The organism is Nocardiopsis sp. EMB25, assembly GCF_026797795.1.
Classification (GTDB): domain Bacteria; phylum Actinomycetota; class Actinomycetes; order Streptosporangiales; family Streptosporangiaceae; genus Nocardiopsis; species Nocardiopsis lucentensis.
The window spans coordinates 4,913,580-4,939,603 of the sequence record NZ_JAMTDN010000001.1 but is presented as its reverse complement, the minus strand read 5'-3'; the positions used below and the strand labels follow the sequence as shown (position 1 = coordinate 4,939,603).

Here is a 26,024-nt window from a genome sequence, read left to right as displayed (position 1 = left end):
TCGGTACGGACCCAGGGGGTCGGACATGTTTCAGCACGGTGTTCCGGAGACGGTCGTCACGGAGGTGCCGGAGGGCGCCTACCTGCTCGACGTCCGGGAGGACGACGAGTGGCGCTCGGGGCACGCCCCGGGCGCGGTGCACATCCCGCTCGGCCAGCTCGGCGCGCGTGCGGGCGAGGTTCCCCAGGACCGCAAGGTGTACGTCGTCTGCCGGGTGGGCGGCCGCTCCGCCCAGGCGGCCGTGGCCCTGAACCAGGCGGGGTGGGACGCGGTCAACGTGGCCGGTGGCATGCAGGCATGGGAGCACGCCGGTCGGGACATGACGGCGGAGACCGACGGGGAGCCCACGGTGATCTGAGGCGGTCGGTCGCCGATTTTCATCAGATTGCGCGAAGCCCTGCCGCTGGGGTGCTCCCGGGTGGCACTATGACGAGGTGAGTTCCGAGCGCGCGCCCCTCAGCGCCGAAACCGTGCTGGCCGCGTCCGCGGACGCGGTGGTCGGTATCGATGGTGAGCTTCGTGTCACGGTGTGGAACCCGGCGGCGGAGCGCATGTTCGGGTGGAGCGCGGAGGAGGTCGTCGGCGGCGAGGCGCCGTTCGTCCCCGCCGAGCTGCGATCCGAGCACGGCGCGGTGCTCGAACAGGTGCGTTCGGGTACGTCCCTGTCCATCGTCACCCGTCGGGTGCGCAGGGACGGCGCGGTGATCGACGTGCGGGTCAGCACCAACTGCGTCCTCGACGCCGGTGGTGAGCTCGTCGGATGGGTCCTGACCTTCCAACCGTGCGAGAACGAGGCACAGGTCCAGGCGGCGGCCGTGGAGCGGGCGCGGCTGGTGCGCAGGCTCACCGAGGTCGTGGTCGACATCAACGCCGACCTCAGCCTGAAGTCGGTGCTCGACCGGATCTCCCGGAGCATCACGGAGTTGACGGGGGCCGACGCGGGCGGTTTCGTCCTGCTCAACGAGGACCGCGTGGAGCTGGTCAGCCTCACCGACCTGTCCGACCGCCTCCAGGGCTTCAGCGCGCCCCTGGAGACGAGCCTGTTCGGCGAGCTGCTCCGCAGCGGTAAGTCGGTGCTGTTGGCCAACGAGGACACGCGGGGCCTCCAGGACCTGGTCTGGGCCGACCTGCCGGGCCTGCACACCATCGCCCTGTGCGTGTCCAACGTCCACGGCCGCCCCTACGGCGCCCTGTACGCGCTCTACAGCCAGCGCAAGGTCGGGCACGTGGAGCTGGAGTTGTTGGAGCTGCTCGCCGCGCACGCCGGAGTGGCCATCGGCAACGCCATGGCCTACGAGGAGCTCAACCTCCAACGCGTCCACGAACAGGTGGTCGCAGACTCCAGCGCGGACGGGATCGCCGTGCTGGACTTCGGCGGTCGGGTCCGCAAGTGGAACCGGTCGGCGGTGGAGCTCACCGGGTATCCGGCGGAGAAGGTGGAGGGGCGACATCCTCCGTTCCCCCTGCCGACCGCCCACGGTGAGCCGATCAAGCACCAGTTGAAGGACGGCCGCTGGCTGGAGATCCTCATGGCGCGCATCCCGCGTACCCACGAGTGGGTGGTGGACTTTCGCGACATCACCGCGCAGCGGGCGATGGAGGAGGAGCAGGAGTTCTTCCTGGCCACGAGCGGCCACGAGTTGCGCACGCCGATCACGGTCATCCACGGCCTCGCCACCACGCTCGTGCGCAAGTGGTCCCGGCTGAGCCCCGGGTCCCAGCGTGAGGCGGTCGGGACGATCGCGGACCGGTCGGCCAACCTGGTCACCCTCGTGGAGCGGCTTCGCCTCGGGTCGGACGTGTCGCGCGGCGAGTTGGACGTCGACCGGGTTCCGTTCGACCTGCGGGAGCTGTTGGGGCGGGCGGTTCGGGCGTTCCGGCCTCTGTCGGACCGGCACGACGTGGTCCTGGTCGCGGACGAGGACCTGCCGATGACCGTCGGGGATCCGCTGGCCACGGGCATGATCATGGATCAGCTCTTGGACAACGCGCTCAAGTTCTCCCCGGAGGGCGGCACGATCCACGTCTGCGCCCGGGCGGAGGGCGGCGAGGTCGTGGTCGTCGTGGAGGACGAGGGGCTGGGGCTGGTCCCGGGAGACGAGGAACGGGTCTTCTACCGGTTCGTGCGGTCGGGGCCCCGGAGCGACCGCAGCCGTTTCGGTGGCCTCGGCCTGGGGCTGTACATCGTCCGCCAACTGGCGAGGGAGCAGGGCGGGGACGTCACCGCGCACCGGCGGCAGCGGGGGACGCGGATGCGGTTCACCGTGCCCGTGCGCCGGGACGGGGACGAGGGGACGGAGGACGCCGGGTCCCGGGATCGTTCCGATGCGGCGGTCGTACGCATGGGGGTGGGAGGCGGAGCACCCGGCGCGAACCACTCACCTGAGCATCATCAATCGCAAGAAACTACAAAAACCTCGAAAAGCCCTGAAGCCCTACCGCGTCAGCGATCCACGTCCAAAGACGCGAGTCGTCGCCCTTGATTCACCCCGACGAGGGTTTCCGCGCGTGGTGATCGGGGCATTTCCACCCCTGGTGGAATTCGCTGACACACATCGGGCGGGTTCCGAACCGCCCGACGAAGTACCAACGCGCAGGGACGAAGGTCGTGTCAGGAGACAACACACCACTCGACGACGGGTCATGCCCGTACCGGGTCGAGCGGAGCGTCATGCTTCCCTACGCCCCCATGAGCGTGACCGGTGCCCGCCAGCGGCTGTGCAGTGACCTGCGCGCCATGGAGATCGGCGACGAGCGCGTCGACGACGCCTCCCTCATCATCAGTGAACTCGTGAGCAACGCCCTCCGGCACGCGTCCCCGCTGCCGGAACCGGAGGACACGGTCGGTGTGTCGTGGCGTGTGCGGGTGGATCACCGGTCGCCGTCCGGCGGTTGGGTGGAGATCGCGGTCCGTGACGGCGGATCCAGCACCATGCCGCGTGTGGCTCGCCCGTCCGTGTCCGGTCTGGGTGGGCGGGGGCTGGGTATCGTCCAGTCGCTCGCCGGGCAGTGGGGCACCGAGATGGACGCGACCACGACCACGGTCTGGGCGGTGCTGGACATCGGTGTCGACGACCTCCACCCCGGTCGTCTCTCGGCCCTTGACCGCCGTTGCGCCGACACGGTCGCGGACGCGGCCCCCGACGAGGTGGTCGCGGTACGCATGCGCGTTCGGGAGAGCGCCCCCGCCTGGGGCGCGCTGCTCTGAGCCGTCGCGGGCGACCGGACCGGAGGCCGCCCGGGCGGGCTACCCGGAGGAACGTGACCGATGTCGCGAAACACCGTCAACGAGGTGGCCCGTGGCTGGTCGGGACGCTACAGTCACGACTGTGGAGTTGAAGATATCAAGCCGATCTCAGGACGACCTCGCGGTGGTAACCGTGGGCGGTGAGATCGACCTGTACACGGCACCCCAGTTGCGCAGCGGCCTCCTGGAGGCCCTGGAGGGCGGGGCACGGCGGCTGGTCATCGACATGTCGCGGACGGAGTTTTGCGACTCGACCGGCATCAGCGTGCTGCTGTCCGCGATGAAGCGCTCCCGCGACAAGGGGGGTGACCTGGAGCTCGTGGCGCCGAAGGCGGCGGTCGTGAAGGTCCTGGAGGTCACCGGGCTGGACGAGGTCTTCACCATCCACTCCGGGTTCGACGCTTGGCCGGTGGGCGCTGGGACCGGCACGGGCGAGTAGTCGGGTGACCGTGGACCGGGGGCAGAACGGCGATCCCGCGGGTGTCGCCGTGGTGATCGCCGCCAAGGACGAGGCGGCCAGGATCGGCACGACCGTCCGGGCCGCGAGCACGCTGCCGGGGGTGGACTTCGTCGTCGTCGTCGACGACGGCTCCTCCGACCGTACGGCCGACGTCGCGCGCGACGCCGGAGCCCGCGTGTTCAGACACGGCCGCAACCGGGGCAAGGGCGCGGCCATGGAAACGGGGGCGGAGGGCGTCCGCGCCATCGAGGCGGCCGAGACGGACGAGGGTGGTCGGCCACCGCGCCACCTCCTGTTCCTCGACGCCGACCTGGGCGCGACCGCCGAGAGCGCGGAGCCGCTGGTCACGCCGGTCCTGGAGGGCCGTGCCGACATGACGATCGCCCTGTTCCCCGCCACTCGCATGCGCCTGGGCGGCCACGGGTTCGTGGTGCGACTCGCGCGCGAGGGCGTGTGCAGGGCCACCGGTTGGGAACCGGAGCAGCCGCTCAACGGTCAGCGGTGTCTGACCAGAGCGGCCTTCGAGGCGGCCCGCCCGCTGGCGCCGGGATTCGGGGTGGAGACCGGCCTGACCATCGACGTGCTGCGGTCGGGGTTTCGGGTGGTCGAGGTCGAGGTGCCCCTGGAGCACAGGGCGACCGGCACCGATCTTCGCGCGCAGCTGCACCGGGCACGGCAGTTCACGGACGTCGCCAGGGCACTCACGGTGCGCAAGTTCCGGCCGGCGGTGCGGCGCCAGTGGGACCGGGCCAGAGGGAGGGCATGGTCGACCAGGGGCGATCTTTCCTGAAAAATCGGGCAAATTAGTCGCGCGAATCGCCGAGAGTAGCCCCATCCGTGCGATGTGTAGCGATACGCTCGCCCTGTGTTCACAACGATCCTGACTTCGATAGGCATGCTCACGGGTGTGGGCGGGCTCGTCCTCGGCGGGTACGCGCTCGTCCGGGCCCGGGAGATCAGTGGCGATTCCCGGGCGCTGGCCGAACGCGCGGTCTCGGTCAACGCCTCCGGTGTGGACCCGCGTGCCGTGCGCGACGTCGCGGTCCTGCACTACGACGCCCTCGAGGAGATGTCGGGCGCACGCTCGTTCTCCCTCGCGCTGCTCAACAGCGACGGTGACGGCGTGGTGCTCACCTCGATCAACGGGCGGACCGAGTCGCGGACCTACGCCAAGGAGATCACGCGCGGCGAGGCGGACACCCTGCTCAGCCCGGAGGAGTACCGCGTCATCCGGTCCGCGCGCCTGGGCAACGGGGTCGGTGCGTCCGCCGCCCCGGTGGCGGGAGCCGCGGTCGTTCGACCCCGGACCGGAGGCGAGGACGGGGGCCGTTCCCAGAGCGTCGCCGCCGAGGAGGAGGTCCCGGTCACCGTGTTCAGGGCGGATGACGCGTCCGACGCGGCGGTCGCCTCCGACATCTCCGAGGGCGATCCCGTGGGCGACCTCGTGGGCGATCCGGCGGGAGCTCCGGCCACCGGAGCATGAGCGTGCGTGGCCTCGGCCGTATAGCCTGAACACCATGCCCAACCGTTACGCCTACCTCGGCCCCGAGGGCACCTTCACCGAAGCCGCGCTCCGCGCACTGCGACCCGGCGCCCCCGACGGCGCCCGCGTCCCGTGCCAGGGAGTCGCCGCCGTCTTCGACGCGGTGCGGTCGGGCTCGGTCGACGGCGGTGTCGTACCCCTGGAGAACTCGGTCGAGGGCGGAGTCACCGCGACCATCGCCGAGCTCATCAACGGGGACCCGCTGATCATCACCGGGGAGACCGCCGTTCCGGTGGAGTTCGCGCTGTTCGCCCGGCCTGGGACGGTCCTGGAGGACGTCAAGCGGGTGGCGACCCATCCGCACGCCCTGGCGCAGTGCCGGGGCTGGCTCGCGCGGCACCTGCCCGACGCCGACACGCACACCGTCTCGTCGACGGCCGCGGCGGCGCGCTCGGTGGCCGAGCCCGGTGCGCCCTACGACGCCGCGATCTGCGCCGTCATCGCGGGTGAGCGCTACGGCCTGCAGGCACTGGCGACCGGGGTGGGCGACCGTTCCGACGCCGCCACCCGGTTCATCTACCTGTCCCGGCCAGGCGCGCTGCCCGAGCCCACCGGGTCCGATCTGACGTCGTTGGTCGCGTTCATCAACGACGACCACCCCGGCGCGCTGATCGAGGTGCTCAACCAGTTCGCCGTACGCGGGGTCAACCTCACGCGGCTGGAGTCCCGCCCCACCGGGGACGGGCTGGGCAGCTACTGCTTCTGCATCGACGCGGAGGGCCACGTGGCCGAGGCGCGGGTCGGTGAGGCGCTCATGGGCATCCGCCGCGTCTGCCGGGACGTGCGCTTCCTGGGCAGCTATCCGCGCAGCGGTCGGGCCACGGAGGTCGATCCGCTGCTGCGTCCGCGCCCGACGACGGACGCCGTCTTCGCCGAGGCCGAGCGCTGGCTCGCACGCGTCCGCGCGGGGTATGTCGACTAGTCGGTGTTCTTTGGGCCTGCCGCTGTGCTCCCCCACCCGTCGCCCGCCACCGCCCGGGGGCCGCTTCGCGGAGGGGCGGGCACCCTCAACGGACGCCTGCGGCGCGGTCTCCCCCACTTCGTCGCCCGCCACCGCCCTCAGGGGAGGTCGGACTCGGAGTCGTCGAGGAGCCACTCCTCCGCGGCCGCGCGGCGCAGCTCCAGATGGAGGGCCAGCCGGAGGGCGGTGTCCTCGGGCCTGGACTCGTCCAGGGCGGTCAGGGCCGCGCTGAGCTCCTCGGTGTTCATCTCTCTCAGTGGTTTCACGCTGTGTCTCCCCCTGGCCGGTGTGCCGACGGCCGCGCCCGTGTCCGGTCGGCCCTGTCATGGAGGAGGACGACGATCGCTCTCAGTTATGACGCGACTACGGAAAAACGTGTCGGTCCGGAGCGGGCCGGGCGGTAACCTGCAAGACGTGATCGACCTTCGCGCTCTTCGAGAAGACCCCGAACGACTCCGTGCCTCGCAGCGGGCCCGCGGGGAGGACGCCTCCGTCGCGGACCGGCTGCTCGAACTCGACGCCAGCCGCCGATCGGCGCTCTCCCGCTTCGAGTCCCTGCGGGCTGAGCAGAAGAGTGTGGGTAAGTCCGTCTCCAAGGCCTCCCCCGAGGAGCGCGAGGAGCTCCTGACGCGCGCCAAGGCACTGGCCGCCGACGTCAAGGAGGCCGAAGCGGAGGCGGGTCGACTCGCCGACGAGCTGGACGCCGTGCTCTCGCGCGTGCCCAACATCGTCCAGGAGGACGCCCCCGAGGGCGGCGTCGACGACTTCCGGGTCGTGGAGACCGTGGGCGAGCCGCGGAGCTTCGACTTCACCCCCCGCGACCACCTGGAACTGGGCGAGATGCTCGGGGCCATCGACATGGAGCGCGGCGCCAAGGTCTCCGGCGCCCGCTTCTACTTCCTCACCGGGGTGGGCGCCCAGCTGGAGCTGGCGCTGCTCAACATGGCGATGAACCAGGCGGTCCAGGCGGGCTTCACCCCGATGATCCCGCCGGTCCTGGTCAAGCCCGAGACCATGGAGGGCACCGGCTTCCTCGGCGAGCACTCCGACGAGGTCTACCACCTCGGCAACGACGACCTGTACCTGGTCGGCACCTCCGAGGTGCCGCTGGCCGGGTACCACGCCGGGGAGATCCTGCCCGCCGACGCCCTGCCGAACCGCTACATCGGCTGGTCGCCGTGCTTCCGCCGGGAAGCGGGCTCCTACGGCAAGGACACCCGCGGCATCATCCGGGTCCACCAGTTCAACAAGGTGGAGATGTTCGTCTACACCCACCCGGACCAGGCCGACGAGGAGCACCTGCGGCTGCTGGCCTGGGAACGGGAGATGCTCGACAAGCTCGAGCTGTCCTACCGCGTGGTGGACATCGCCGGGGGCGACCTGGGAACGAGCGCGGCGCGCAAGTACGACTGCGAGGCGTGGATCCCCACCCAGGAGACCTACCGCGAGCTCACGTCCACGTCGAACTGCACGGACTTCCAATCGCGACGGCTCAACGTCCGCTTCCGCGACGGCGAGGGCAAGCCGCGGTTCGCCGCCACCCTCAACGGCACGCTCGCGACCACCCGGTGGATCGTCGCGATCCTGGAGAACCACCAGCGTGAGGACGGCTCGGTCGTCGTCCCCGAGGCGCTGCGCCCCTACCTGGGCCGCGACGTCCTGGAGCCGGTGGCCGCACCGAGGAAGCGGTAGCGCGAAAGAACGAACGGCACGGAGCCCGCCCCCGTCCGGGGGCGGGCTCCGTTCGTGCGTGGGCTACAGGTAGGGGCCGCCCGCCGCCATGCCGCCCTCCTCGGGCCCCGCCGAGCCCTGGAACCCGGAAACACCGGGCGGCAGCGCCTTGCGCATGTTCTCCAGCTGGGCCCGGGCCGCCATCTGCTGGGCGAAGAGCGTGGTCTGGATGCCGTGGAACAGCCCCTCCAGCCAGCCGACCAGCTGGGCCTGGGCGATCCGCAGCTCCGCGTCGCTGGGCGCGCTGCCGTCGGCGAAGGGCAGGGTCAGCCGCTCCAGCTCCTCGATGAGCTCGGGGGCCAGGCCGTCCTCCAGCTCCTTGATCGAGGAGGTGTGGATCTCCTTCAGACGGGCCCTGCTGGCCTCGTCGAGCGGAGCGGCCTTCACCTCGTCCAGGAGCTGGCGGATCATGCTGCCGATCCGCATCACCTTGGCGGGCTGCTCCACCATGTCGGTGAGGGTGCGCGGTTCCTGGTGCCCGTCACCGTCCTCCTCGTGGGATTGCCCGGAGCCCACCACGAGGACGTGGGGCTGTTCGTTGTGGTCGTCTGAGCTGGTCATCAGTCCCCTTTGTCGGATGTCGTCGGCACACGGTCAGCGGGTGAGCAGGATCTTGCCCGTGTGCGCGCTCGATTCCATGACACGGTGCGCCTCCGCCGCGTCCCGCATCGGTATGACGCGGTCGATGACGGGTCGGACGGCACCCTTTTCTACCAACGGCCAGACCCCGTCCCGTACTCCCGCGGTGATGGCCGCCTTCTCCTCGACGGGGCGGGACCGGAGCGTGGTCGCGTGCACCGAGAGCCGTTTGGCGAGCATGCGGCCGAGGTCGAGTTCGGCGCGCCGGCCACCCATGAGCGCGATGACCAGGAGGCGCCCGCCGGTCTTGAGCGACCTCAGGTTGGCGTCCAGGTAGGAGCCGCCCATGATGTCCAGGATCACGTCGGCGCCGCCCTCCGCGCGCACGCGTTCGGCGAAGTCCTCGGTGTGGTAGTCGATGGTGGTCTCGGCGCCCAGTTCACGGCAGGCGCGCAGTTTCGCCTCACTGCCCGCGGTGACGGCCACCCGCGCGCCCATGGCGCGGGCGAACTGGATCGCGAAGGTACCGATCCCGCTGCCGCCGCCGTGCACCAGGACCGTCTCCCCGGCTCGGAGGCGGCCCACCATCACCAGGTTGGACCAGACGGTGGCGGCGACCTCGGGCAGTGCGGCCGCCTCGGTGAGACCGACGCCCTTCGGCACAGGGAGGAGCTGTCCCACCGGTACGACGACGCGCTCGGCGTAGCCGCCGCCGGAGAGCAGGGCGCACACGGGATCGCCCACGGACCACCCGGAGCCCTCGGCGCCGGGACCGAGCGCGGCGACCGTGCCGGAGCACTCCAGGCCCGGATACTCGGGGGCGCCCGGCGGCGGCGGATAGGTGCCCTGACGTTGGGCGACGTCGGCCCGGTTGACCGCGCTCGCGGTCACGTCCACGAGGACCTCGCCAGATCCGGGGGCCGGGTCGGGAACCTCGGACCACGACAGGACCTCGGGTCCTCCGGGTTCGGTGATGCGCATCGCGTACATGAGGCAGACAGTACCCAGTGAAGGCCGCGGGCGGGTCCGGGGATCCGTCCGTATCTCCCTTCCGACCGGCATGCTTTGCTTGGCGTGTGCGGGTATGAGTGGGACCGGGGACAACCTCCGACCGCTCCCCGTGGGGCCCCTCCCCTCTCACAACACCCCTTGACGCCTCTTGAGGAGAACTCTGGTGGCACACCAGGAACAGAACGGGCCGGACCGCAGCCCCGGGACGGGGCGCGACCCGCACGACGAGGAGCGTGCCGAGCCGCTGTGGGAACCGCCTCCGGACGTCGCGGAGGGGGACGGCGACATCGAGGGGGAGAGCGGACCGGATCCCGACCGCCTTCCCCCGACATCCCCGGACGATATCTCCGGGCCGGCGCTCTCCGCGTCCGCGCCCAGCCCGCGTGAGCAGTGGTTCGGGGGATTCGAGGTGTCCGCGCCCCCTCCGCCGCCCTACGCGCGGCTGCCCGAGACCACACCGCCCGCGGAGTCCGCGCGGTCGGACCCCGAGGAAGCGGTTCCGGAGGATCCGGAACCCGGGGAGCCGGCGGCCGAGGGACGCGTGGCCGACGAGGCCGGGCGCGCGCCCGGGGACGCGGAGGACGCCCAGGGGGCGGAGGAGGAGCCGCCGACCCCGCGCGAGCGCCCGCGGCGTCCGCTCCGGCCGGGGCGGATCGACCGGTCGGAGTCGGAGGGCCCGGACCCGTTGGCGCCGCGTCGGCTGCGGCCCGACCCCGACGTGCCCGAACCCGAGCAGCTGCCGCCGCTGGAGGCCGAGACCTCCGACCCGCCGGCGCTCGGCACGGCCCCGGACACGGACGGGGCCATCACCCCGTGGCGGCCGACGCCGCCGTCGTTGACCGGCCCGCGCGCCGCCGCGGCCTCGCCCACGCGGCACCCCGAGCCGGACACCGGAGGCCGTCCCGGGGAGGACGGACGCGAGACCTCCGACTCGCTCAACGCCGCCACACTGGTCCGCAACCGCCGACAGGGGCCGAGCGGGGGGTGGCGCAAGGCCGTGCACACGGCGACCCTCGGTCTGGTCAACCCCGGGGAGTCGGCACGGGTGCTGCGCCAGCGGGAACTCGTCGCCCGCGCCTGCACACCGGTCGCGTCGGGGCACCACCGCGTGGCGGTCCTCAGCCTCAAGGGCGGGGTCGGCAAGACCACCACCTCGGTCGCGCTCGGTGCCACCCTGGCCTCCCTGCGCGGAGACCGCGTGCTGGCCGTGGACGCCAACCCCGACCGGGGCACGCTCTCGGACAAGGTGCGCCTGGAGACCGCGGCCACCATCCGTGACCTCCTCAACGAGCGCCACCTCGTGTCGCGGTACGCCGACATCCGGGGATTCACCTCCCAGGCGCCGAGCAGGTTGGAGATCCTCGCCTCGGACCGTGACCCGGCGGTGTCGGAGGCGTTCAGCGAGGACGACTACCGGGAGGTCGCGCGGATCGTCGAGCACTTCTACTCGATCTGCATCACCGATTGCGGCACCGGTCTGCTCCACTCCGCGATGAGGGGGGTGCTGGGTCTGGCCGACCAGGTCGTGCTGGTGAGTTCGGCGTCGGTGGACGGGGCGCGCAGCGCGAGCGCCACCCTCGACTGGTTGGAGGCGCACGGTCACATGAACCTCGTCCGGGGCGCCGTGGTCGTGTTGTCGATGGTCCGCTCCAACAGCAGGAGCAGCGTCGACCTGGGGCGGCTGGAGGAGCATTTCTCCGGACGGTGCCGGTCGGTCGTCCGGGTGCCGTGGGACGGCCACCTGGAGGAGGGCGCGGAGGTGGATCTCGACCAGCTCTCCCCCGCGACCCGGGACGCCTACCTATGCTTGGCCGCGGGCGTCGGTGAGGGCTTCGCCCGGCGGGGGTGAGCCGGTCGGCGCGCGGTGGTCCCGGTTTCCCCGGACCGAGTCCCGACAATGAAGGGGAGGGGAAGGGGATGAGGATGAGCGCAGAGGATCGCCCGACGGCCGTCGTCGTCGGGGTGGACGGTACGCCCGCGGCCCACGCCGCGTTGGAGTGGGCCGCGGAGGCGGCGGCCAGACGCGGGGCGCAACTGAGGATCGTGCACGGTATGGGGGAGGACTCCGTGGTCGCGCACGGCACGCCGGAGCGCCGCCTGGCGGTCCAGGAGGCGCGCGGTTACGCGCGGGACCTGCTGGACGACGGCGCCGAACTGGTGCGCGACACGCATCCGGGGGTGAACGTCGTGACCGTCCTGGCCGCGGAGGACGCGCCGGACGCGATCATGGAGGAGGCGCGACACGGTGACGTGATCGTGGTCGGCTCCCGGGGCCTGGGCGCGGTGCGCGCGATGCTGCACGGGTCGATGAGTCCGCGGGCGACCTCGGAGGCGCCGTGTCCGGTGGTGTTCGTTCCGGCCCACAAGGACGAACCCACCCCGGTGGGGCCGTCGGCGCCCAAGGGCCGGATCGTCGTGGGGGTGGACGGCTCCGACTCCTCGCGCCGGGCACTCCGCTTCGGGCTGCACGAGGCGCTGTTGAGCGGAGCGGCGGTGGAGGTGGTCAACAGCTGGGAGGTGCCGCTGCCCGCGGACGTCTCCGCCCTGGAGGCCGATGCCCGGGAGGCGCACGAGGAGGTGTTCGACCGTCAGTCGGAGGAGATCGTGGCGGGGGTGCTCGCCGAGGTGGTCGACGACCAGACGGAGAACCTGGACATCAGTGCCGTGCGCATGCAGGCCGACCCCGTGGAGGCGTTGCTGGAGGCGGGGAGGAACGCCGACCTGATCGTCGTGGGGTCGCGCGGCCGCGGCGGGGTGAGCGGTCTGCTGCTGGGTTCGGTGAGCCAGGGGGTGCTGCACCACGCGCTCGTCCCGGTCGCCGTGCTGCCGCCGCACTCGGAGGACACCGATTGAGGGGGGCGCCTTACGCCGGTCGAAGGCGTGGGTGAATATGGGAACGGGCAACCGTGCCGTTCCCAGGTATCGGGTGCCTTCTCGGCGATGATGGATCCAGATCCAAGGGAGTTGCCATGGCGGACAAGAAGGCGGAGCACACGCCCCAGGTGATCGTGGGCGTGGACGGCTCGGAGAATGGCCGGGCGGCGTTGGAGTGGGCGGCGGTCGAGGCCGGACGCAGGGGTACACCGCTGACCATCGTCTACGCGCTGGGGATGCCGCTGGTGGTGACGGCCTACGGCGGCCCGGTCCGCTTCCCCCCGACCGACGAGATCTCCGGACAGGCCACGCAGGTGCTGGAGCGTGCCGTGGAGTACGCGCGGGCGATCGCGCCGTCGGTGACGGTCCGGACCCTGACGGCCATGGAGGAGGCTCCGCTGGCGATCCTCCGGCAGGCGCACCCGGGGGACCTGATCGTGGTCGGGACCCGGGGCATGGGTTCGGTCGCGTCGATGTTCGCCGGATCGGTCAGCGTGCGGCTGTCCGGGCACGCGCCGTGTCCGGTGGTGGTCGTGCCGGTGGGGGATGCCGGCAAGCCCGCGAGCACGTCGCTGAACCGGGTCGTGGTCGGGGTCGACGGGTCCGCGAACTCCCACCGTGCGCTGCGCCTGGCCGTCGACCTGGCGAAGGAGGACGACGGCGAGGTGGTCGTGGTCAACAGCTGGGAGGTCGCCTTCCCCTACGACCCCGTCAGCTTGGCCGCGGCCGGGTACCAGCTGCAGGACGACGTGCTGGACCAGAAGTCCCAGGAGCTCGTGGCCGAGGCGTTGGCCGACGTCCTCGACGAGCAGCGCGAGGACACGGCGGTCCGGGTCAGTGTGGTGCGCACCCAGTCCAACCCGGTGGACGCGTTGATCGAGGCGGCCCGGGGCGCGGACGCCATCGTCGTGGGCTCGCGCGGGCGGGGGAGCGTGCGCGGTCTGCTGCTGGGGTCGGTCAGCCAGGGGCTCCTGCACCACTCGCCGGTGCCGGTCGTGGTGCTGCCCAAGCACGCGGAGGAGTACGAGTAGGGGCGGCACGGGTGATTCGAAGGTCCGACCGTTTCGATTGTTCGTAGTGGTACCGGGCGCTGACGATCCTCAGTTCGCGGTCGTCAGCCCGGTAGACGAGCCGGTGCTCGTCGGTGATCCGGCGTGACCAGTACCCGGACAGATTGGCCTTCAGCGGCCGGGCGGCGTTGGCGGGCGAGCGGAGGAGGTAGACGGTCTCCCGCCAGCTTCGCCGGTCGTCGGCGGACATGAGTACCGCGTCGCCGTGCTGCCGCGAGTTGGTGTGCACCACGTCGTGGTCCTCGTTGACTCTCTTCAACAGGGGAAACAGCGAGGAACGTGCCTCGCTGGCGCTGATGGACACGGTGTCTCCCATCGTGGGTGGTACGGAACCTCCGTACCACTTTCAGGGTTCTTCGAGTTGCGCGTGACCGCATGCGGGTGGACATGGAAAGCCCCTGGCCTCGGGGCGTCGCAGTGGTCGATCCGCTCACCCACGGGCCCTCCCCCGGGTGTCGCCCGCGGGGTCGTCCAGCATCTGGTGGACCTGGTGGAAGATCTGGTCCGGGGAGCGGCCGAGGTCGCACACCAAAGGCCATACCTCGCTGTGGTCCTCGCACAGCACACCGAGCAACAGATGCTCCGGTCCGATCAGACACCCGTGTGCCAGAGCCTCCCCGCCAGCATGCTCCAGGGACGTCCTGCACTCCTCGGTCAGGGCCAGGTTCCGACTTCGTCGCCACTCCTTCCAGAAACCCGGTTTCCCCCGCTGGCGGGTCTGATCCACCTCGGCCAGAACCGCTGCGCGGGTGACTCCGTGAGACCTCAGCACGGGAGCCGCGACGGAGTCGTCCACGCGCAGGATTCCGAGCAACAGGTGCACGGATCCGATGCTGTCGTGCCTGAGATCCACTGCTTCCCGCACGGCCAGCTCGATGACTCGCCGCCCCTGCTTGGTGTACACCGTGGCCATGTCCGCCTCTCCAAAATCATCGCCGAGGGGTCTCCTCGGATCCAACACGGCTACTGCTCTGGCATCAGTCGAAGCGGGAAGGCCCGGTCCTGGCCGTGATCCCGCGTGTGCTCGGCCAGCTCGTCCAGGGTTCGGTGTACGTGCTGGACGACGTCCTCAGGAGGGATCCCGAGGTTTCGGAGGACGCGGGATGCCGCATCGTGTTCCCCGCGCAACAGTCCGAGAAGCAGGTGTTCGGTCCCGATGAAGGTGTGCTCCCGCTCCAGAGCGGCGTACAGCGAGCCCTCCAGGGCCTTCTTCGTCTCAGGGGCGAGCCGTCGGTGGTTCCGGCGGGTCCAACTCCTGCGGCCGCCGAGACGGGCCACTTCCGTTCGAGCGGCCTCGTGGTTCAGCCCGAGGGATGCCAGCGTGTCGGCCGCGAGGCCGTTGCCCTCCCGGGCCAGCCCCAGCAGCAGGTGCCCGCCGCCGATACGTCTGTGCCTGAGCGCGACCGCCTCGCTCTGCGCCTGCACGAGTACATTCCGCGCCTGGTCGGTGAACCGTTCGAACATGCCCCTCAGTCTCTCAGCGGTCGAGGGGCGTCGCCCGGTCCCGGACCTTGATGACCGACGCCTACGGGCCGGGCTTTTCGACCGAGGACGCGGTAGGGCGATTCCCGTCCTCGGATCTGCGGTGGAGCGACCAGCTGATGGCCGCGTAGGTGATCGGGAGGGACCCCGGCCCTGGGGCGGTGCGCTTCCCGCCGCACTCCGTGCCGCCTGAGTCCGGGAACACCGAAGGCCGGTGGCTTCCCGGCCCGTGCGCGACACATGTGCGACGGGCCCGGACCACCGGCCTTCGGTGTCTTCGCCGCGAGCCGCCGACCTGCGACGACTCACCGCTTCGGCGGAGGGTGTGGGATTTGAACCCACGAAGTCCCGTCAAGGACTTGGTGCTTTTCAAGAGCACTGCACTCGGCCGCTATGCGAACCCTCCCGGAGGAGCGCTGGTCTCCGCCAGTCATGTTAGGGCATCGTCCGTGAATCCACACCCCGGTATGTTCGCGCCCCCGACGCCGGGAACGCGGTGTCGGGGGGCGGGCCGGCTGGTGGGTCAGCCGGTGAGGGACTCCCAGCGACCGGCCAGGGCGGCGCGGCCGGTGTCGGTGAGGGAGCCGAGGACGTGCAGGCGGGCCATGCCGCCGTCGGGGAAGACGTCCGTGCGTACGTGGGTCACGGTGACCGGGGAGGCGAGCAGGAACCGGTGTGCGCTGTCCGGCTGGAGCTTGGTGCGGCCCACGATCTCGAACCAGGTGTCCGGGTCGCTCTCCGCGTCACAGCCGAGGATGGTCACCCACCCGGCCGAGTTGCCCTTCAGGTAGGCGGTGTCCAACTCGACGGCCCGGACCGACGCCTGCGCGGTGAGACGGAAGCGCACCCAGTCGTTGTCCTTGTCGCGGCGGCGCCGGTTCTCCCAGCCGTCGTCCATCTTGGCGGAGCGGCCCGGGGCGATGATGTTCTCCGGCGGCGAGTAGAACCGGTCGGAGGCGTCCTCGACCAGGCCGCCGTTGACCAGGGCGGCCACGTCGAAGCTGTCCAGCGCGGCGAGCCAGCTGGGGTCGGCGATCGGTTCGCCGTACACGCGCAGGCGGGCCACGCCGCCGTCGGGGAACTGCTTGAGCCGCAGATGCGTCCAGCGGCGCTCCCGGGTGACCTCGAAGTCGTTGGCGGCGTGCCCGTACACGTGGGTGCGGGGCACGATCTCGGTCCACTCGGCGGCGAGGAGTTCCTCGGTGGAGGGAGTGCCGGCCAGGTGCGCGGCCTCGACACTGACCTCGGTCGGGTGGTTGCCGCGGAAGTGCGCGGTGTCCACCACGAGGCCCCGGATGACGCCGGGCAGGCCGAGGCGGACCAGGGCCCAGTCGTGGTCGTCACTGGTCGGGTGCGGTTGCTCGGCGCTCACGCCGCGGCGGCGGCGGGTCTCCCACCCGTCCATGACCTTGCCCTTGTGGCCGAAGGCCTCGGGGTCGAACACGGCGGGTTCGGGCTTGAGCAGGTTCTCCCGCTCGGCGAAGAACTCGTCGTTGGCGGCGACGACACCGCCCCCCAGTCGGCGATCGGCGAGGTCGACGAGGGTGGAGAAGTCGCGCTTGGCGGAGCGGTAGTCCGCGTAGGGGTCTCCTCCCTGGTACGGCTGGGCGTTGAAGGCACGCGGATCGACGGGGGCCGGTGCGGTCATGTCTCTCCTGAGGGTCGGTCTGTGCGGACCCTTTCAGAGTCGCAGGAGAAAACGGTTACGTCCATCGAAACTTTCTGCTCAATCTGTTTAGGAAGACTGAACGTTTGCGGCGGCCTCGCCCAGGGCGCGCGTGACGAGGGCGATCCAGGGCCGTTCGCGCGCGCCGGAACGGACCGCGGAGACCACGTGGCGGCGCGGCTGGTCGGCGGGTAGTACCCGGAGTGCGACGCCGGGGGTCCGGCCGGCCGCGGCCAGCCGTGGGATCAGTGCGACGCCCAGCCCGGCGGCGACCATGTCGAGGATGGCCCGCCAGTCGGCCGCCACGTGTGCTTGTTCGGGTACGAATCCCGCCTGGGCGCACGCGGCGACGGTGATGTCCCGCCAGGGGCCCGCGTCGCCGTAGATCCACGGCTCGTCGGCCAGGTCGGCCAGCCGGGGGCCGGGCGCGTTGGCCAGGCGGTGGTGGGCGGGCAGGGCCACGTCGAGGGGGTCGGTGAGCAGTTCGGCCCGGTCGAAGCGGCTGTCCTGGCCGGTGGGGGCCTGGGCGGCGAGGGAGAGGCCGACGTCGATCTCACCGGCCGAGAGCAGGTCGTAGACCTCGGCCGCGTCGGCCTGGTGCACCTTGACGGTCAGCCCCGGGTGGGCGCGTCGCAGGGCGCTGACCGCCGGGACCACGAGTCGTGGGATGGCCGTGGCGAAGGCGCCCACACGCACGTGCCCCGCCTCCCCGCGGGCGAAGCCCTCCAGTTCGGCCTCGGCCCGTTCGAGCTGGGCGAGGACGATGTCGGTGTGGCGGAGCAGCACGCGGGCGGCGTCCGTGAGCCGGACCCGGCGCCCGTGGGCCTCCAGCAGGGGGACGCCGGTCTGCGTGGACAGCGAGGAGAGCTGTTGGGACACGGCTGACGGTGTCATGCGGAGCGCCTCGGCGGTGGCCCTGACGGTGCCGAGTTCGTCCAGGGTGCGGAGCACGCGCAACTTGCGGAGGTCCCAGTCGGTCATCACTCAGAACTACCATTCACATCGACTTAACGGAAAGCCGGTGGGGATTGAAGATCGTCCCGGGTGGCGTCGCGACATTACTCGGGAGTAACATTGCTGTCATGGCAAAGATGAACGCCGAGACGGCGGAGATGGTCAAGTCCGGATTCCTGGCCGCGGTGCCCTTCGCCCGCACGCTCGGGGTCACCTTCACCGACCTCGACTTCGACCGCGCCGTCATGCGTCTGCCCGACAACGCCGACCACCACAACCACGTCGGCGGGCCCCACGCCGGGGCCATGTTCACCCTGGCCGAGTCGGCCTCCGGGGCCATCGTCATCGGCGCCTTCAGCGACCAGCTGGAGCGGGCCGTCCCGCTCGCCGTCAGCGCCGAGATCAGGTACCTCAAGCTCGCCATGGGCGACGTCACCGCCGAGGCCACGCTCGGACGCACCCGTGAGGAGGTCGTCGCCGAACTGGACGAGGGCAAGCGTCCGGAGTTCCCGGTCGAGATCGAGCTGCGCACCGACGACGGCACCGTCACCGGCCGGATGACGGTGGTGTGGACGCTGCGCCCCAACAAGAAGTGACCCCGCCGGACCCACTCCTCTCGGCCCCGCTCGGACTGGCTCCTGGCGGGGCCGTCGATTGTCACCCCCGGTGGGTACGTTCACGGTGAACCACCCTGATGAGGAGGAGTCACCGTGAGACTGCGAGTAGACCGCGACGCCTTCGCCGAGGCGGTCGCCTGGACGGCTCGGGCGCTCCCCACCAGGCCCGCCGTCCCCGTGCTCGCGGGGATGCGGCTGGAGGTCTCCGGCGACGGAACCTCACTACACCTGTCCGGGTTCGACTACGAGGTCTCCGCGCGCGCCTCGGTGGAGGTGCTCTCCGAGGAGCCCGGCGCCGCCCTCGTCCCCGGCCGCCTGCTCGCCGAGATCGTGCGGAACCTGCCGGAGGGCTCCGTGCGCATCGAGGCGGACGGGCCGAAGCTCCTCGTCACGGGCGGGGCGGCGCGCTTCACACTCGTGACCATGCCCCTGGAGGACTACCCCTCCCTGCCCGGGATGCCCGACCGGATCGGCTCCGTTCCCGCGGACACCCTGGCCACGGCGGTTCGCCAGGTGGCCCCGGCCGCGAGCCGGGACGACACCCTCCCCATGCTCACAGGCGCCTACCTGGACTTCTCCGGTGACACGCTGACCGTGGTCGCGACCGACCGCTACCGCATCGCCGCCCGCGAACTGTGGTGGCGGCCCGATGATCCGGGGTTGGACACGGCGGCGCTGGTGCCCGCGCGCACCCTCAACGACGTCGTGCGCGGTCTGCTCAGCCAGTCCAACGTGGACATCGCCCTGTCCGCTGGCGCGGCGGGTTCGGGCACGGCTCCGGGCGAGGGCATGATCGGCTTCGAGAACGGCGAGCGCCGCACCACCACCCGACTCATCGACAGCGACTTCGTCAAGTACGCCTCGTGGTTCCCCGCCGAGTTCTCAGCGCGGGCGGAGGTCGCGGTGGCGCCGCTGATCGCGGCCGTCAAGCGCGTCGCCCTGGTGGCGGACCGGGCCACGCCGCTGCGGCTGGCCTTCGCCGGGAACGAGGTCGTGCTGGAGGCGGGCTCGGGTGAGGACGCCCAGGCCGTCGAGACGATCAGCGCCGACTACGAGGGAGACCCGCTGCGGGTGGCCTTCCGCCCGGACTACCTCATGGACGGGCTGGCGGGGGTGGAGACCGACACCGCGCGCCTCAACTTCACCGAGCCGACCAAACCCGCCGTGTTCACCGAGGTTCCGGCGAAGGAGGACGACCGTCCGTCCTTCCGCTATCTGGTGCAACCGCTCCGACTTTCCTGACCTGGGAGAACGAGCTTTCGGTGTGGTTTCTCCCCAGCTGTCCACAAGTTATCCACAGGCCCGGTGTCATTCCTGTGGATAACCCAGGGTCATCGTCGTTCCAGAGCCCCGAAGCAACGTTGGAAATCCTTCGCATTTCGGCTTTGACGTGCAAGAACAGCGAAGTTCCCCAGGTGTGGGCGGCCTGTGGACAACTCAGTGGACAGTGCGGCCGGGGCCTGCTCCTTGGAACGTCCGCCCCAAGCGGCGCCCAGGGCGCCTGAGGAAGGACCGCGCCGGGCGAACCGGAGCGAGGCGGAAGGCCCGCGGAACGCGGCTCAGTCGCCGCCGGTCAGCGTCGACGTCCCACCGCCGGACACAGGGGTCTCCAGCCCCAGCTCCGCCTCGCGCCCACGCCGGTACCCGGCGCGGTACCCGGCCGCGCTGTGGGTGCGTTCCGGGCGGTGCTTGCGCAGTTGCGGGAACTGTTTGTGGAACTCCTCGTTCACGCGGTGGACGTCGTCCCGCAGCACGAGTTCCGCGCCGCGGCTCGATTCCGACGCGTCGGAGCCGTTCGACGTCCCGTCGGTTCCCTCCGGGGACGCGTTCTCCCGGAGACGGGTACGAAACTCCCGGATCCGCTCGGCCACCGCGCGCCCGTACGCCCGGACGAACGAGCGGTAGTAGCGCTTGCGCTCGGTCTCCAGTTCCGAACGCGTGTAATTGCGCAGCTCCCGGATATCGGTCACGTGCGACGAACTCATGAACCTCGCGGACGCCTCCATCTGCATCGAGATCGACGGCAGCAGTATCCGCAGCGCTTCCAGCGCGTCGACCGTGCCCACGAGGATCATGGTGCGCTCGGTGGTCTCGGCCGTGTTGCCGCGCACCGCCGACTGGCAGCCGTACGCCGCGGCGATGTCGGCCAGTGCCCGGACCCGGGCCTTTCCATGGCCGCCCACCCCCGGCACCGCGTAGTCCATACGGCTGATCGCGTCGGGTTCCTCTCCCCGCTCCGCTCGGGCCTCGGCCTCGGCGATCGCGTGGCGGGTCATCAGCTCGGCGGCCTTGGCGGTGAACGCCTGGCTCTCGGCATCGGTGACCGCGGGGTCCTCCGCCATCCGGAGGAGCCCGCGGACCCGCTCGACCATCTTCTGACGAGCAGCTTCAGTCATCGGCGCCCGGTTGTCTCCCGTAGGTGAGTGTTCTGGTTCCGCCCACGGGCGGAAAACACCGAGCCTAGGCGTTCTTGTTCCCGACCACCATCGCGATGACCCCGATGATCACCCACAGGACCAGGCCCACGCCCAGTCCGGCGAACAGGGCGCCGAACAGCCCGCTGAAGATCGCGAAGCTACCGATCACGGAGGCGATGTAGCTCATCACGGCGGTGGCGCCGCCGCCGAGCAGGGCGGGGGCGGTCGCGTAGCGGAACGGGTAGGTGGCGGCCCATCGGCGGCCGCGCCGGTCGCCCTTCTTGCGGATCACACCGCCGATCCCGCCGATCAGGGCGAAGAAGAAGATACCGGTCGTCACAGCACCGGGGATTCCGGACAGGCCGAAGTTCATCAGGAAGGACAGGGCCGCGGCCACCGAGCCACCCGCGAGCGACGCTCCCCAGGGCCAGATCATCGTCGCCGAGGCGACGGGAGTGAATGCGTTACCGCGCTCCAGCGTCATGTTCACCGCTCCAGTCGAATCATGTGACGTCCGCTCGTGGCACGGCCGTCCCCTCCAGCATGCGCCCAGGGGGTCCGTCGGGACATCAGGGCTCGTCCCTGACCTTCCCCCCAATTCGCTCGCGCATGTTCGCCCACCGTCGGCCCGTGGACGGACGGTGCGGTCCGCGTCCGGCGCCTCGCCCTACGGTGGGCCAACGATCAGGCGCCCGTCGGAGTGCCCGGTCCGGCGCGGTTCCCGATGCCGGTCAGGTCCTCGCTCAGGTGCGACCAGGTCGAACGGAAGGCCGGGAGCAGGGGCAGCGCCGCCGTCTCCGCCACGGGCACCCACCGGATCTCCTCGCTCTCGGAGTTGCCGGGGCGGAACGGCAGCAGAGCGGACGTGCGGGCGAGGAAGGTGTCGTACCGCCACACGGTGAGATCGTGCTCGTAGGCGCCGATGACGGTGAACTCGCCGAGATCCCCCTCCACCTCCTCGCGGAACTCCCGCACGGCGGCCTCCAGAGGGGTCTCGTCGCGGTTGCGCGCACCTCCGGGGATGCCCCAGGTGCCGCCCATGTGGGTCCATCCGGCGCGGTACTGGAGAAGCACGTGTCCGGTCCCGGTCATGTCCGTGGCGTACAGCAGCAGCCCGGCCGCGCCGTACACCCCCCACCGGCGGGTCCCGTCGGGCAGGCTCACCCAGCCGTTTCCGTCGCCGTCCTGCATCAGGCGCCTCCCTCTCTCGCGTCGCACTCGGCCGACCGGCCGTCCACCCTTCCCGGACAACGATCCGCCACGCACGATGATGCCCGCTGAGCGTGGATCATGCCTGTCGGCCGTCTGAGGACACGGCTGCCGGGTGCGAGGACGAGGCGCGAGGTCCGGCCGACGCGGGACACCTCCATCGGTCTGGAGCCGGTGTTCTCCACGTCGACGCGGATCCGAGTCTCCGGGCCGGAGTCCCCTCGTGTGATCCCGGCCTCCACGCGGGTGAGGCGGTACCGGAGGGTGTTCGGTTCGGTGCCCGGTTCCAGGCTTCCGGTGCGGGGCCGGCGGTCGGCTCGGCATGGTGGACCGCGGAGAGGAAGTCCATCGACGAAACATGACATGTGACCTTAAACATCCGAAAAGGTGCAGGATGCGGGTGGGAGTTCGCGGGTATGGACATGGGACACTTTTTCAGCGCCGTTTCGCTGTCACGCGATGTGGGAAGGACGCGGGAACGCCGTTCTCGGTGAGACGGGAAACGTTCCGGTGGCGTCCGTCCGCGCGCTCCGTGAGCACTTTCATCCTGTCCGCATTCGGCCAGGCACTAGCCAAGGGCCATGAATAGGACCCAGAGTGTGCGGGTAACGACGTTCTGTCAGTCCAGGCGGTGGGCACGCGCTGAAAGTGGACTGTAAGTGGAACGGAAGAGTATGTCTCTAGTGTGGAACACGTTCGACGAGACCGGTTCCCGCGAGAGGACGGCTCGTGAGTGCAGGCCGGTCCGACGTTCGTTGGACACATGCCACCCGTGGCGTGTCGCAGGCGGAACCGCCACGGGTGGCCCTCCGTCATAGGAGGTGAAGTCCCCCGTGATGCTGCGCAGACGACGTAGGGCGACGTTACGTCTCTACACGAGTGCGGTGAGAAAAGGAGTCCGTGTGCCCAGGATGTTGACGATCGACGAGCAGTTCGAGGCGATCATCACCGGCGATGGTCCCGTCGCGAGGGTCAGCCCGCAGCGCGACCCCGATCCTGACCGCAGCGCCTCGGAAGAGGAGCAGACCGTGCAGAGCGCGCCCTCCGAGCAGGAGGACGGGGACAAGAAGTAATCCACTGAGTGGTGACCGGTCACTCCGAGTACTGGGCAGAGGGGGGTACTCGGAGTGTTCGGCGCGCCCGCATTCTCGTTGCGTGTGAATTCCCCTTGTAGGGTTGCCTCTTGTGGAATTCGGCGTGCTCGGCCCCATTGCCGCGTGGTCCGATGGCCGACCGTTGTCGGTCGGTGGACCACGTCAGCGCTGCGTGCTCGGAGCGCTGCTGGTCCATCTCGGGCGTGAGGTCACGGTCGACCAGCTGATCTCCTACCTCTGGAACGACGATCCGCCGCGCACGGCGCGTTCGGTCATCCAGGTCCAGATCCACCACCTGCGCCAACTGCTCCCCGACAGCATCGCCACGACCTCCGGCGGATACATCCTGGACGTCGCCCCGGAGACCGTCGACCTGCACCGGTTCCGCGGACTGCGGGAAAGGGCCGCGAACTCCGAGCCGGAACTCAGGCTCGACCTCCTGGACCAGGGGTTGGAGTGTTGGCGAGGGGTCCCGTTCTCCGGCGTCGGGTCCGATTTCCTCGAACACTCGATCGTCGCCCCCCTGCGTGAGGAGAGGTGGGCCGCCGTCGTCGCGTGGGCCTCGTGCGCCCTCGACCTGGGGCGCCAGGCGGAGGTCGTGTCCCGGCTCACGCCCATGGTGAGCGAGGAGCCGTTCCGGGAGCGGTTGCACCTTTTGCTGATCACCGCCCTGTGGCGGGACAACGAACGCGCCCGTGCGCTCGCCGTCTACGAGACCTTCCGCGCCAACCTCGCGGAAGAGCTGGGAGTCGATCCGGGACCGGAGCTCACCGCCCTGCACGGCAGGATCCTCCGGGACGACGCGCGGTCCGCGCGGGTGACGGACCAGGCCGCGGCTCCCGCCACCGGGCACGGGTCCGGTTACATCGTGCGCAACGACCTTCCGCGGGACCTGCCGGACTTCACCGGACGCCGGGACTCCCTGCGGTTGCTGGAGGAGATCTCCCAGGGCGACGACGACCTCGCCAAGGTCTGTGTGATCACCGGAGCCGGCGGGGAGGGGAAGACGACCACCGCGGTCCGGTTCGGCTACGAGGCGGCCAAGCGCTTTCCCGACGGGCAGCTCTTCATCGACCTCTACGGCTACACGTCGAACAAGGAACCGCTCGATTCCTCCTCGGCGCTGGCGGCCCTCCTGCGCGCGGTCGGCGTCCGTCCCGACTCCGTCCCGGAGTCGCTCGACGAGAGGTCGGCGCTGTGGCGGGCGACGCTCATGGGACGCAGGACCCTGGTCATCCTGGACAACGCGGCCAGCTACGCACAGGTCAGCCCGCTCCTCTCCTCCTCACCGGGGTCGATGACCCTCATCACGACGCGCAACGACCTGGCCGGTCTGAGCGGCGCCAGGTTCCTCTCCCTGGGGATGTTCGACGAGTCGACATCCCTGGAACTCCTCGAACGCGTCGTGGGCCGGGACCGCGTGCGAGCCGAGCCGGAGGCGGCGCGCGACATCATCCGTATCTGCGATGGCCTGCCCCTGGCGCTCAGGGTCCTCGCGGGTCGCATGGTGAGCCGTCCCCGGTGGTCGTTCGCGCACGTCGCCAGGAGGCTCGGAGAGCGGAACCGCAAGTTCCGTGAACTGAGCGTCGAGGGTCAGAGCGTGGAGTCGGCGATCGATCTCTCCTACCAGAGCCTCTCCGACGACCAGCGCCGGGCCTTCCTCCTGCTCGGCCTGATGATCGGGAACACGGTCGACCTGGGCGGGGCGGCCGCGCTGCTGGACATGGAGCTCGAGGACGCCGACGACACACTCCAGGAGCTCGTCGGGGTGTGCCTTCTGAACGAGCCGCAGGGGGACGTGTACCGGCTCCACGACCTGATCAGGGCCTTCTCCCTCGAACGCGCGCTCGCTGAGTTCGAGGACGGGGAGGTCGAGTCCGCGCGGACCCGACTGGCCGAGTTCTACCTGGAGACCGCCCAGCACGGGGCGGAGGTCATGGGGGTGCACGGCCGAGCCGACCCGGACACCGGTGAGGCCAGGCACCGCACCTATCTGTCGGGGCGGGAGGAGGCGGAGGGCTGGTTCTCCCTCCACCAGGAGAACCTGACGGACACGATCGAGTACTTCGCGGCGAGCGACAACGGCGACAGCGCCTGGCGCCTGGCGGACGCGGTGTGGCGCTACTACGCGCTGCACGGCCACATGGCGCTGCTGATCAGCTCGCAGGAAAGGGCGTTCCAGGTCAGCGACAAGCAGGGGAACCAGCGCGGTCGCGCGGTGACCCTCATCGGCCTGGGTATCGCGCACTGCCTCTCCGGACGCTTCGAGGAGTCCCTCGCACTGCTCACGGAGGCACGGGACCTCCTGGAGGCGGTCGGGGACGCCAAGGGCATGATCCGCGCACTGGCCAACCTGGCCATGGCCTACGAGAGGCTGGGCCGGTTCGAGGACGCCGTGGCGGCGTCGCGCGGTGTCCTGGAGTACGCCATCAGCGTCGGGAACACGAGAGTGGAGGCGTTGCAGCGGGGGAACCTCGCGCTGTTCCACCGGATCCTCGGGAGGTACGAGGAGGCCCTGGAGACCTGCGAGCAGGCCCTTCGTGACTCCAGCGACGAGGACAACGCCGACATGCGGTCACGGGCCATGACGACCATGGGCGAGGCCTACCTGGGTCTCGGTGACCTGAAGAGCGCCTTTCGCGCCTTGGACGACGCCATGGAGCGCGCCCGGCGGTCGCAGCTCGTGGCGAGCCAGATCTACATCCACAACTCCCTGGGGATCGCCCACCGGGTCGCCGGCCGCTGGGACCAGGCGGTCGAGTGCCACACCGAGGCTCTGGCGCTCGGCGAGGCGTCGGGGAACCGGAGCGGGGACGCGGAGATCCGCGCCGACCTCGGGGTGACCCACCACGCCGCCGGGCGGTACGAAGAGGCCGCCGTCGAGTTGGAGAAGGCGCATGCTCTCGCCGTCGAGCGCGGTGAGCGCTACATCGAGGCCCGGGCGGCGCTCGCCCTCGGACGGCTTCCGGTCCCGGTGATGCCCGCCGACCGCGCCCGCACGCTTCTCCGGGGCGCCGAACGGGCCTTCACCGTGATGGGGGTTCCCGAGCTGGGCCAGGCCCGTGCCGCCCTGGCCGAGCTCGACGCTGGCTGAGACGCCCCAGGCGGT

Annotated in this window: 26 protein-coding genes and 1 tRNA gene; 15 read left to right on the top strand and 12 right to left on the bottom strand. The window is 70.7% G+C overall.

Annotated elements, in window-relative coordinates:
• Positions 1–25 precede the first annotated feature (25 nt).
• From KIK06_RS21760 to pheA, 7 genes are all read left to right on the top strand, one after another.
• Complete coding sequence (locus tag KIK06_RS21760; protein ID WP_268644896.1) at positions 26–358, top strand: rhodanese-like domain-containing protein; 333 nt, start codon at positions 26–28, stop codon at positions 356–358.
• 76 nt (positions 359–434) lie between these two features.
• Entirely contained in the window at positions 435–2,483 is a 2,049-nt protein-coding gene (locus tag KIK06_RS21755; protein WP_268644895.1) for a PAS domain-containing sensor histidine kinase, read from the top strand.
• A gap of 125 nt (positions 2,484–2,608) precedes the next feature.
• Entirely contained in the window at positions 2,609–3,208 is a 600-nt protein-coding gene (locus KIK06_RS21750; RefSeq protein ID WP_026128109.1) for an ATP-binding protein, read from the top strand.
• A gap of 121 nt (positions 3,209–3,329) precedes the next feature.
• The gene (locus tag KIK06_RS21745; RefSeq protein WP_268644894.1) at positions 3,330–3,686 is read left to right on the top strand and encodes an STAS domain-containing protein; all 357 of its coding nucleotides are present in this window, start codon (positions 3,330–3,332) and stop codon (positions 3,684–3,686) included.
• A gap of 4 nt (positions 3,687–3,690) precedes the next feature.
• On the top strand, positions 3,691–4,497 hold the full coding sequence (locus KIK06_RS21740) for a glycosyltransferase family 2 protein (RefSeq protein WP_268644893.1): 807 nt from the start codon (positions 3,691–3,693) through the stop codon (positions 4,495–4,497).
• 75 nt (positions 4,498–4,572) lie between these two features.
• On the top strand, positions 4,573–5,190 hold the full coding sequence (locus tag KIK06_RS21735; protein ID WP_268644892.1) for a DUF4446 family protein: 618 nt from the start codon (positions 4,573–4,575) through the stop codon (positions 5,188–5,190).
• 34 nt (positions 5,191–5,224) lie between these two features.
• Complete coding sequence (gene pheA / locus KIK06_RS21730; RefSeq protein ID WP_268644891.1) at positions 5,225–6,172, top strand: prephenate dehydratase; 948 nt, start codon at positions 5,225–5,227, stop codon at positions 6,170–6,172.
• Between the two features lie 137 nt (positions 6,173–6,309).
• On the opposite strand, the gene KIK06_RS21725 is transcribed toward pheA, so the two are convergent.
• Complete coding sequence (locus KIK06_RS21725) at positions 6,310–6,477, bottom strand: hypothetical protein (protein ID WP_268644890.1); 168 nt, start codon at positions 6,475–6,477, stop codon at positions 6,310–6,312.
• Between the two features lie 148 nt (positions 6,478–6,625).
• Between KIK06_RS21725 and serS the strand changes: the two genes are divergently transcribed.
• Positions 6,626–7,903, top strand: a complete 1,278-nt coding sequence (gene serS / locus KIK06_RS21720) for a serine--tRNA ligase (RefSeq protein WP_268644889.1) — start codon at positions 6,626–6,628, stop codon at positions 7,901–7,903.
• 63 nt (positions 7,904–7,966) lie between these two features.
• Here serS and KIK06_RS21715 read toward each other — a convergent pair whose 3' ends face one another.
• Positions 7,967–8,503: a bacterial proteasome activator family protein gene (locus tag KIK06_RS21715; protein WP_017601481.1), complete on the bottom strand. Its 537-nt coding sequence runs from the start codon at positions 8,501–8,503 to the stop codon at positions 7,967–7,969.
• 33 nt (positions 8,504–8,536) lie between these two features.
• Complete coding sequence (locus KIK06_RS21710) at positions 8,537–9,511, bottom strand: NAD(P)H-quinone oxidoreductase (RefSeq protein WP_268644888.1); 975 nt, start codon at positions 9,509–9,511, stop codon at positions 8,537–8,539.
• A gap of 184 nt (positions 9,512–9,695) precedes the next feature.
• On the opposite strand from KIK06_RS21710, the gene KIK06_RS21705 reads away from it, so the two are divergent.
• The 3 genes from KIK06_RS21705 to KIK06_RS21695 all read left to right on the top strand — a co-directional run bounded on the left by KIK06_RS21705 (position 9,696) and on the right by KIK06_RS21695 (position 13,437).
• Complete coding sequence (locus tag KIK06_RS21705; RefSeq protein WP_268644887.1) at positions 9,696–11,381, top strand: AAA family ATPase; 1,686 nt, start codon at positions 9,696–9,698, stop codon at positions 11,379–11,381.
• A 74-nt stretch (positions 11,382–11,455) separates the two neighbouring features.
• Positions 11,456–12,385: a universal stress protein gene (locus tag KIK06_RS21700; RefSeq protein ID WP_268644886.1), complete on the top strand. Its 930-nt coding sequence runs from the start codon at positions 11,456–11,458 to the stop codon at positions 12,383–12,385.
• Between the two features lie 116 nt (positions 12,386–12,501).
• Positions 12,502–13,437, top strand: coding sequence for a universal stress protein (locus KIK06_RS21695; protein WP_268644885.1), 936 nt, complete (start codon positions 12,502–12,504; stop codon positions 13,435–13,437).
• Here KIK06_RS21695 and KIK06_RS21690 read toward each other — a convergent pair.
• From KIK06_RS21690 to KIK06_RS21665, 6 genes are all read right to left on the bottom strand, one after another.
• The gene (locus tag KIK06_RS21690) at positions 13,364–13,792 is read right to left on the bottom strand and encodes a Txe/YoeB family addiction module toxin (protein ID WP_442789786.1); all 429 of its coding nucleotides are present in this window, start codon (positions 13,790–13,792) and stop codon (positions 13,364–13,366) included. The genes KIK06_RS21695 and KIK06_RS21690 overlap by 74 nt on opposite strands.
• Before the next feature lie 114 nt (positions 13,793–13,906).
• Positions 13,907–14,389 (bottom strand): Clp protease N-terminal domain-containing protein, encoded by a 483-nt coding sequence (locus KIK06_RS21685; protein ID WP_268644884.1) that lies wholly within the window; start codon positions 14,387–14,389, stop codon positions 13,907–13,909.
• Between the two features lie 50 nt (positions 14,390–14,439).
• Positions 14,440–14,940 (bottom strand): Clp protease N-terminal domain-containing protein, encoded by a 501-nt coding sequence (locus tag KIK06_RS21680; RefSeq protein ID WP_268644883.1) that lies wholly within the window; start codon positions 14,938–14,940, stop codon positions 14,440–14,442.
• Between the two features lie 335 nt (positions 14,941–15,275).
• Positions 15,276–15,364: transfer RNA gene (locus KIK06_RS21675), tRNA-Ser, on the bottom strand.
• A gap of 117 nt (positions 15,365–15,481) precedes the next feature.
• On the bottom strand, positions 15,482–16,606 hold the full coding sequence (gene alc / locus KIK06_RS21670; protein ID WP_268644882.1) for an allantoicase: 1,125 nt from the start codon (positions 16,604–16,606) through the stop codon (positions 15,482–15,484).
• Positions 16,607–16,693: 87 nt separating this feature from the next.
• Positions 16,694–17,605: a LysR family transcriptional regulator gene (locus tag KIK06_RS21665; protein ID WP_268644881.1), complete on the bottom strand. Its 912-nt coding sequence runs from the start codon at positions 17,603–17,605 to the stop codon at positions 16,694–16,696.
• 101 nt (positions 17,606–17,706) lie between these two features.
• Here KIK06_RS21665 and KIK06_RS21660 point away from each other — a divergent pair, with 101 nt between their 5' ends.
• Both KIK06_RS21660 and dnaN read left to right on the top strand, forming a co-directional pair.
• Positions 17,707–18,174: a DUF4442 domain-containing protein gene (locus tag KIK06_RS21660; RefSeq protein ID WP_040691487.1), complete on the top strand. Its 468-nt coding sequence runs from the start codon at positions 17,707–17,709 to the stop codon at positions 18,172–18,174.
• Positions 18,175–18,288: 114 nt separating this feature from the next.
• The gene (gene dnaN / locus KIK06_RS21655) at positions 18,289–19,437 is read left to right on the top strand and encodes a DNA polymerase III subunit beta (RefSeq protein WP_268644880.1); all 1,149 of its coding nucleotides are present in this window, start codon (positions 18,289–18,291) and stop codon (positions 19,435–19,437) included.
• A 317-nt stretch (positions 19,438–19,754) separates the two neighbouring features.
• On the opposite strand, the gene KIK06_RS21650 is transcribed toward dnaN, so the two are convergent.
• The 3 genes from KIK06_RS21650 to KIK06_RS21640 form a co-directional block, all read right to left on the bottom strand.
• Entirely contained in the window at positions 19,755–20,567 is an 813-nt protein-coding gene (locus tag KIK06_RS21650; protein ID WP_268646111.1) for a DUF2786 domain-containing protein, read from the bottom strand.
• Positions 20,568–20,655: 88 nt separating this feature from the next.
• On the bottom strand, positions 20,656–21,096 hold the full coding sequence (locus tag KIK06_RS21645) for a membrane protein (RefSeq protein WP_017601496.1): 441 nt from the start codon (positions 21,094–21,096) through the stop codon (positions 20,656–20,658).
• Between the two features lie 200 nt (positions 21,097–21,296).
• Positions 21,297–21,803: an NUDIX hydrolase gene (locus tag KIK06_RS21640; protein WP_017601497.1), complete on the bottom strand. Its 507-nt coding sequence runs from the start codon at positions 21,801–21,803 to the stop codon at positions 21,297–21,299.
• Between the two features lie 920 nt (positions 21,804–22,723).
• Between KIK06_RS21640 and KIK06_RS21635 the strand changes: the two genes are divergently transcribed.
• Entirely contained in the window at positions 22,724–22,894 is a 171-nt protein-coding gene (locus tag KIK06_RS21635; RefSeq protein WP_017601499.1) for a hypothetical protein, read from the top strand.
• Between the two features lie 124 nt (positions 22,895–23,018).
• Positions 23,019–26,009, top strand: a complete 2,991-nt coding sequence (locus tag KIK06_RS21630; protein ID WP_268644879.1) for an AfsR/SARP family transcriptional regulator — start codon at positions 23,019–23,021, stop codon at positions 26,007–26,009.
• Positions 26,010–26,024 lie beyond the last annotated feature (15 nt).

Bases quoted from the DNA above. Each gene is read 5' to 3' on its own strand.
- pheA (WP_268644891.1), top strand. From the start codon at position 5,225: ATGCCCAACCGTTACGCCTACCTCGGCCCCGAGGGCACCTTCACCGAA.
- KIK06_RS21715 (WP_017601481.1), bottom strand. From the start codon at position 8,503: ATGACCAGCTCAGACGACCACAACGAACAGCCCCACGTCCTCGTGGTG.
- KIK06_RS21650 (WP_268646111.1), bottom strand. From the start codon at position 20,567: ATGGTCGAGCGGGTCCGCGGGCTCCTCCGGATGGCGGAGGACCCCGCG.
- KIK06_RS21660 (WP_040691487.1), top strand. From the start codon at position 17,707: ATGGCAAAGATGAACGCCGAGACGGCGGAGATGGTCAAGTCCGGATTC.
- KIK06_RS21690 (WP_442789786.1), bottom strand. From the start codon at position 13,792: ATGGGAGACACCGTGTCCATCAGCGCCAGCGAGGCACGTTCCTCGCTG.
- KIK06_RS21680 (WP_268644883.1), bottom strand. From the start codon at position 14,940: ATGTTCGAACGGTTCACCGACCAGGCGCGGAATGTACTCGTGCAGGCG.
- KIK06_RS21695 (WP_268644885.1), top strand. From the start codon at position 12,502: ATGGCGGACAAGAAGGCGGAGCACACGCCCCAGGTGATCGTGGGCGTG.
- KIK06_RS21760 (WP_268644896.1), top strand. From the start codon at position 26: ATGTTTCAGCACGGTGTTCCGGAGACGGTCGTCACGGAGGTGCCGGAG.
- KIK06_RS21645 (WP_017601496.1), bottom strand. From the start codon at position 21,096: ATGACGCTGGAGCGCGGTAACGCATTCACTCCCGTCGCCTCGGCGACG.
- KIK06_RS21640 (WP_017601497.1), bottom strand. From the start codon at position 21,803: ATGCAGGACGGCGACGGAAACGGCTGGGTGAGCCTGCCCGACGGGACC.
- KIK06_RS21685 (WP_268644884.1), bottom strand. From the start codon at position 14,389: ATGGCCACGGTGTACACCAAGCAGGGGCGGCGAGTCATCGAGCTGGCC.
- KIK06_RS21700 (WP_268644886.1), top strand. From the start codon at position 11,456: ATGAGCGCAGAGGATCGCCCGACGGCCGTCGTCGTCGGGGTGGACGGT.
- KIK06_RS21665 (WP_268644881.1), bottom strand. From the start codon at position 17,605: ATGACCGACTGGGACCTCCGCAAGTTGCGCGTGCTCCGCACCCTGGAC.
- KIK06_RS21710 (WP_268644888.1), bottom strand. From the start codon at position 9,511: ATGTACGCGATGCGCATCACCGAACCCGGAGGACCCGAGGTCCTGTCG.
- alc (WP_268644882.1), bottom strand. From the start codon at position 16,606: ATGACCGCACCGGCCCCCGTCGATCCGCGTGCCTTCAACGCCCAGCCG.